This is a genomic window from Methylobacterium sp. WL18 (assembly GCF_008040015.1).
Classification (GTDB): domain Bacteria; phylum Pseudomonadota; class Alphaproteobacteria; order Rhizobiales; family Beijerinckiaceae; genus Methylobacterium; species Methylobacterium mesophilicum.
In genome coordinates this window covers 1-5,137 of the sequence record NZ_VRVD01000333.1, presented here as the reverse complement: position 1 = coordinate 5,137, position 5,137 = coordinate 1, and the positions used below count along the sequence as shown (strand labels likewise).

At 70.6% G+C, this 5,137-nt stretch carries 7 protein-coding genes; 2 read left to right on the top strand and 5 right to left on the bottom strand.

The genetic code is table 11. From position 1 onward, the window contains the following. The 3 genes from FV228_RS19845 to FV228_RS19835 form a co-directional block, all read right to left on the bottom strand. A partial coding sequence (locus FV228_RS19845) for a beta-ketoacyl-ACP synthase (protein ID WP_147856189.1) occupies positions 1 to 783 on the bottom strand: 783 nt, incomplete at its 3' end. Further along, complete coding sequence (locus FV228_RS19840) at positions 780 to 1,247, bottom strand: 3-hydroxyacyl-ACP dehydratase FabZ family protein (RefSeq protein WP_147856188.1); 468 nt, start codon at positions 1,245 to 1,247, stop codon at positions 780 to 782. The genes FV228_RS19845 and FV228_RS19840, both read right to left, overlap by 4 nt. Positions 1,248 to 1,269: 22 nt before the next feature. After that, positions 1,270 to 1,578, bottom strand: a complete 309-nt coding sequence (locus tag FV228_RS19835) for an acyl carrier protein (RefSeq protein ID WP_147856187.1) — start codon at positions 1,576 to 1,578, stop codon at positions 1,270 to 1,272. A gap of 303 nt (positions 1,579 to 1,881) precedes the next feature. On the opposite strand from FV228_RS19835, the gene FV228_RS19830 reads away from it, so the two are divergent. Beyond that, a complete protein-coding gene (locus FV228_RS19830) occupies positions 1,882 to 3,000 on the top strand; it encodes an AI-2E family transporter (RefSeq protein WP_147856186.1) in 1,119 nt (372 codons plus the stop codon). A gap of 100 nt (positions 3,001 to 3,100) precedes the next feature. Here the strand turns inward: FV228_RS19830 and FV228_RS19825 are convergent, their stop codons facing one another. Both FV228_RS19825 and FV228_RS19820 read right to left on the bottom strand, forming a co-directional pair. Beyond that, positions 3,101 to 3,592, bottom strand: a complete 492-nt coding sequence (locus FV228_RS19825; protein ID WP_246690049.1) for a thermonuclease family protein — start codon at positions 3,590 to 3,592, stop codon at positions 3,101 to 3,103. A gap of 288 nt (positions 3,593 to 3,880) precedes the next feature. Next, positions 3,881 to 4,561, bottom strand: coding sequence for a L,D-transpeptidase (locus FV228_RS19820; RefSeq protein ID WP_147856184.1), 681 nt, complete (start codon positions 4,559 to 4,561; stop codon positions 3,881 to 3,883). A gap of 226 nt (positions 4,562 to 4,787) precedes the next feature. Here FV228_RS19820 and FV228_RS19815 point away from each other — a divergent pair. After that, a partial coding sequence (locus tag FV228_RS19815) for a VOC family protein (RefSeq protein WP_147856183.1) occupies positions 4,788 to 5,137 on the top strand: 350 nt, incomplete at its 3' end.

Below are 5,137 nucleotides of genomic sequence, written 5' to 3'. Positions count from 1 at the left end.
CCGGGCGAGCGTCCGAGCCCCGCGAGCGGCCGCGTGCGCCTCCGATTCGAGCATCAGGAAGGCTGCGCAGCTCCCCAAAATGAAGCCGGGCGCCGCCGCAGCCCGCTCGAAAACCGGTCGGTACGGTGCGCGGGCGAGATAGCCGCCCATCTCGTGGACCACGAGCACGTCCGGCCGTTCCGCGCTGTAGGAGCCGCCCACCAGGATCGCGTCGATCTGCCCCGAGGCGACCCGCGCCTGCGCGATCCGCAGTGCATCCACGCCGGCCGCCTCCTCCCCCATGAAGGTGCGCGAGGCCCCCGTGACCCCGTGCACGATGGCGATGTTGCCGGCGAGCAGGTTCGAGAGCTGGGCGAGGAACAGCGTCGGCCGCAGGTCGTTCTGCAGCCGCTCGTTGAGATAGGCACCCGGATCTGCGGCATCGCGCAGGCCCGTCAGGATCGCGCCGTCGACGGCGTAGTCGCGCTCGCCCCCGCCCGCCGCGACGACGAGATGGAGCCCCTGCTTGAGGGCGGCATCGTCCTTCACGCCGGCGGAATCCAGGGCGAGGCCGGCGGCGTAGACGCCGAGCCGCTGCCACGCCTCCATCTGCCGCTGGTCGCTGCGCTTGGGGATCTGCCCGTCCCACGTGATCGGCGGTGCCGGATGTACGCAATAGGGCGCGAACGTCTCGGCGTCGGTCCGGGGTGCCGCGCCGGCATCGAGGGCGGCGAGATGCGCCTCGATCCCTTCGCCCGCGCAGGAGACGAGGCCGAGGCCGGTGACGACGACGGGACGGCTCATGGCTGCGCCGAGTCCGCGAACAGGCCGATGGCCCGGGCCCGCGCACGCATCGGCGCGTCGAGCCCATCCGGGAACGCCATGGTGCGGAAGCGCAGTTCGGCGTCGCACAGCGCCTTCCCGGCATGGCTGATCGCCGCCTTCGTCACGGCGTAGCCCGAGCCGTCATGCTCGAGGGTCGCCGTCACGATCAGTTCCGCGCCCGGCCCGACGAAGGACCGGAACCGGGCCTTGTCCACGCCGGTGAGGAACGGCATCCGGGTGAAATCGAGATGGGCGAGCACGAGGTAGCCGGAGGCCTGCGCCATGGTCTCGGTCAACAGCACCCCGGGCACCAGCGGATGGCCGGGGAAGTGTCCCTCGAAGACAGGGCTTTCCATCGGCACCCGAGCCAGCGCCTCGATCCGGCCGGCGGCCCGATCGAGGTGCCGGACAGAATCGATCATCTCGAAATATTCGAGGCGCATGGGGGCGTCGGGCTCTGGCGCGTCAGACCTTGGCGGCCTTCTCGGCCACCAGGCCGTCGATGCGCGCGCACAGGTTCTTGAGGACGAAATACTGCTCGGCCGGGACCTTGCCCTCGTTGACTTCCTGGGTCCAGCGCTCGAGCGGCAGCTTGATCCCGAAAGCCTTGTCCACCGCGAAGGCGATGTCGAGGAACGCCAGGCTGTCGATGCCGAGGTCGTCGATGGCGTGGCTCTCCGGGGTGATCCTGTCCCGGGGGATGTCGGCGGTCTCGGCTATGATGTCGGCCACGCGCTGGAAGGTGGCGCTGCCGTGGGCGGGCTCGTCGGACATGTCTTCTCGCGGGCTGTTCGGTTTCCGGATCGGTCGGGCGGGGTGCCCCCCTCGACGCCGGGCGACCCGGCGCTCACGCCCCGCGCGGCCACCAATACGCGTACGGGGCCCGCGCTACGGGCCCGTCGGACGGCCGCGACCTCTACACGAGGGGGTCAGGGGCGGCAACCGCGGCGGTTCCCGGTGCGTTGCAGCGCTGGTTCGGGGTCGTGCACCGGATCGTGTGCGCGAACGCCCCCTGCGCCGCGACGAATTCGGTCTATGTGCGCGGCATCGGTTGCGCGGCGTCAGGAGACGAGACGGATGTTACCCACGGTTCAGCCCGTCACGGCTCCGGCCCATCCCGGTCCCCCGCCACCGCCACCGCCGGAGCGGGCGCGCTCCCAGGGCGCGGCCCGGGTCGTGCTGGTGCTGGCGCTCTCCGCGCTCGGACTCTGGATCCTGCATGAATTCCTTCCGGCGCTGGCCTGGGCGGTGGTGCTGGCGATCGCGCTGTGGCCGCTCTACGCCCGCCTGGAGCACCGCTTCCCGCCGGGCCGGCACAACCTGCTGCTGCCGACCCTGATGACCACCGCGGTGGCCCTGGTGTTCCTCGCGCCGCTGGCGATCCTGGGCGTTCAGGCGGCACGCGAGGCCCACGACGTCGCCGAGTTCGTGCGCAACGCCGAGGCGAGCGGCATCCCGGCCCCGGAATTCCTGCAGCACCTGCCCTACGGCGCCGCCCAGGCGACCGCGTGGTGGAACGACAACCTCGGGCATGCCCAGGCCGGATCCGACCTGCTGCACCGGTTCGACAACCACTCGGTGGTCGGCGCCTCGCGCAACTTCGGACGCGAGGTGGTGCACCGGATCGTGCTGTTCGGCTTCAGCCTGGTCGCCCTGTTCTTCCTGTTCCGCGACTGGCGCACGATCACCGAGCAGGCCCGCTCCGCCTGCGACCGGCTGTTCGGCCCCCGCGGCGAGCGCGTCGCGCGGCAGATGGTGGCTTCGGTGCACGGTACCGTCGACGGCCTCGTTCTGGTCGGCCTCGGCGAGGGCTTCATCCTCGGGGTGGTCTACTACTTCGCCGGCGTTCCGCATCCGGTGCTGCTCGGGGCCTTCACGGCGGTGGCCGCCATGATCCCGTTCGGCGCGGCGCTCGCCATCGCGATCGCGGCGCTCCTCCTGGTGGCGGCGGGTTCGATGAAGGCGGCGGTCGTCGTGGCCGTGGCCGGATTCGTGGTCACGTTCGCGGCCGACCACTTCGTTCGGCCGGCGCTGATCGGGGGCACCACGAAGCTGCCGTTCCTGTGGGTGCTGCTCGGGATCCTGGGGGGCGTCGAGACCTTCGGGCTGCTCGGCCTGTTCGTCGGCCCGGCCGTGATGGCGGCGCTGGTCCTGCTCTGGCGGGAATTCACCGAGGGCCACGACAAGACGGCGTGAGCGCGCCTAGCGCATCGCGCCCAAACCGGCGTGATGCGCTAGCTCCTTGGTCTACATCATTTTTTTCCGAAAGCCGGTGGACACCTTTCGGGACGATGCTCTAATCGGCCGCGCTCGCCCCGGCCGAGGCTTCCATGCGGCGCCGGTCCTGGCGCCAATCCGCGGGCTTCTCGAAGGTCCCCGCCCAGAGGCCGCGACGGGTCGCCCAAGCCTGGCCCTCCTGACGGGTGTAGGCGGGCGTCACCTGACGGCTGGCGAGCGCGTAGCCCTTCGCGACCATCCAGGCGGACAGGTCTTCGCCATGCGCGAGGCAGAGGCCGGCGATGCTGCCTGGGCCGGCAGCTTCGCGGCGCTCGCAGGTGACGACGCCGGTGCCGATATGGGCGGTCAGCGCCAGGGCGGCGTCGCGACCGCAGCGGTATTCCCGGCCGGTCACGGTCTGGCAGCTCTGCGCCGTCTCGGGGGCGTCGATCCCGTAGAGGTTTATGCGGGTGCCGTGCACCTCGATCGTATCGCCGTCGATCACCGTCGCCGGTCCGCTGATCGTCCCGGCTGCGGCGGCGGGGGAACAGAGGAGCAGGAGGGCGAGCATCGATCTTGTCATCGGAAAGCTGTCCACGAACGACCGGCAAGGGTTTCTCGAAGCGCCCGGAATCGCCGGCCATTGTGGCGCTTTTGCCGGCTCAGCCATGCGCCTTCGGAAGACCCGCGCGTCCCGCGGGGCGCGCTCGGCCGACCGTTACGCGAAGAGATTGCGAAAGCGTTGCCCCTCAGACTTAGCAATCCCTTCGCACGGACGGGCATCGCGCCCGCGATCCGCCGACATCCGCGAAGGTAAGGGACCGGAAGCCGGCGAACCGGACGTCAGGTCCGGTCGACGTCAGGTCCGGTACTTGCCGCTCCGCTTGACCAGGACCCGGGTGCCGACCGGGACGCGCTCGTAGAGGTCGGCGATGTCCTCGTTGAGCATCCGGACGCAGCCCGACGACATCTGCTCCCCGATGCTCCAGGGCTCGTTGGTTCCGTGGATCCGGAACAGGATGTCGCGGTTGCCCTGGTAGAGGTACAGGGCCCGGGCGCCCAGCGGGTTGTCGACGCCGCCCTTGCGGGTGCGGGGCAGGTCGGGGTTGAGCGAGACCATCGTGACGGTCGGGCTCCAATCCGGCCAGACGCCCTTGCGGCCGACGCGCGCCTCGCCCTTCCAGGAGAAGCCGGCCTTGCCGACGCCGACGCCGTACTGCATCGCGCTGCCGTCGGCCTGGACCAGGAGGAGCTGGCGCTGGTCGATGTCGACCAGGATCGTGCCGGGCTTCTCCGGGCCGTTGTAGCTGACCTGCTGGCGGCGGTACTTCGGATCGAGCCGGGCGGTGTCGACCAGCGGGATGTCGAACGGCTTGTCGGCCTTCGTCCCGATGTACCAGGCCGATTCGTCGTCCTGCGCGAGCTGGGACGGGCGGGTCTGGCAGGCGGCCAGCGGCGCGATCGCCACCACGGCGAGCAGAATTCGCGAGAGCAGGAGCCGGCGAATTCGGCTCCAGGCCGACAGGTGGGATGCGATCATGGGTCCTGACATGCGGGATACGGTCCAGGGCGCTATGCCTACCGTCTCCCCGTCTGCGACGATGTAGCTTTTGCGCCGCACGGACGCGCGAGCGCCCACTGCCACGGCCATGGTTGCGCCCTAATTCACCTCCGAAGACTGAGGACCGGCACGGCCTGCGAAAGGTCGCCGCCGGTTCTCGGGCGACGACGACGCCACCGAAACCCGGCATCCGCGGAGGCAGATCATGGCCGAGACCGAGACGCTTGCCACCGACGCGGCGGTCGTACCCGGGGACCTTCTGCGCCCGGCCATCCACCTCGACCATTGCGTGATCCACGTCAGCGACTGGTCGCGCTCGAACGCCTTCTACCGCGACGTGGTCGGCGCCGAGGTGATCGAGCGCGGCAGCGGCTTCGCCTACCGGTTCGGCGGCGTGCAGCTCAATTGCCACGGGCCGGGCGTGAAGGCGGAGCCGGTCGCGGCGCAGCCCGTGCTCCCGGGGAACAGCGACCTGTGCTTCCGCTGGTCGGGCACGATCGAGGCCGCGATGGCCCATCTCGAGGCGGCCGGCGTGCCGGTGGAGCTGGGCCCGGT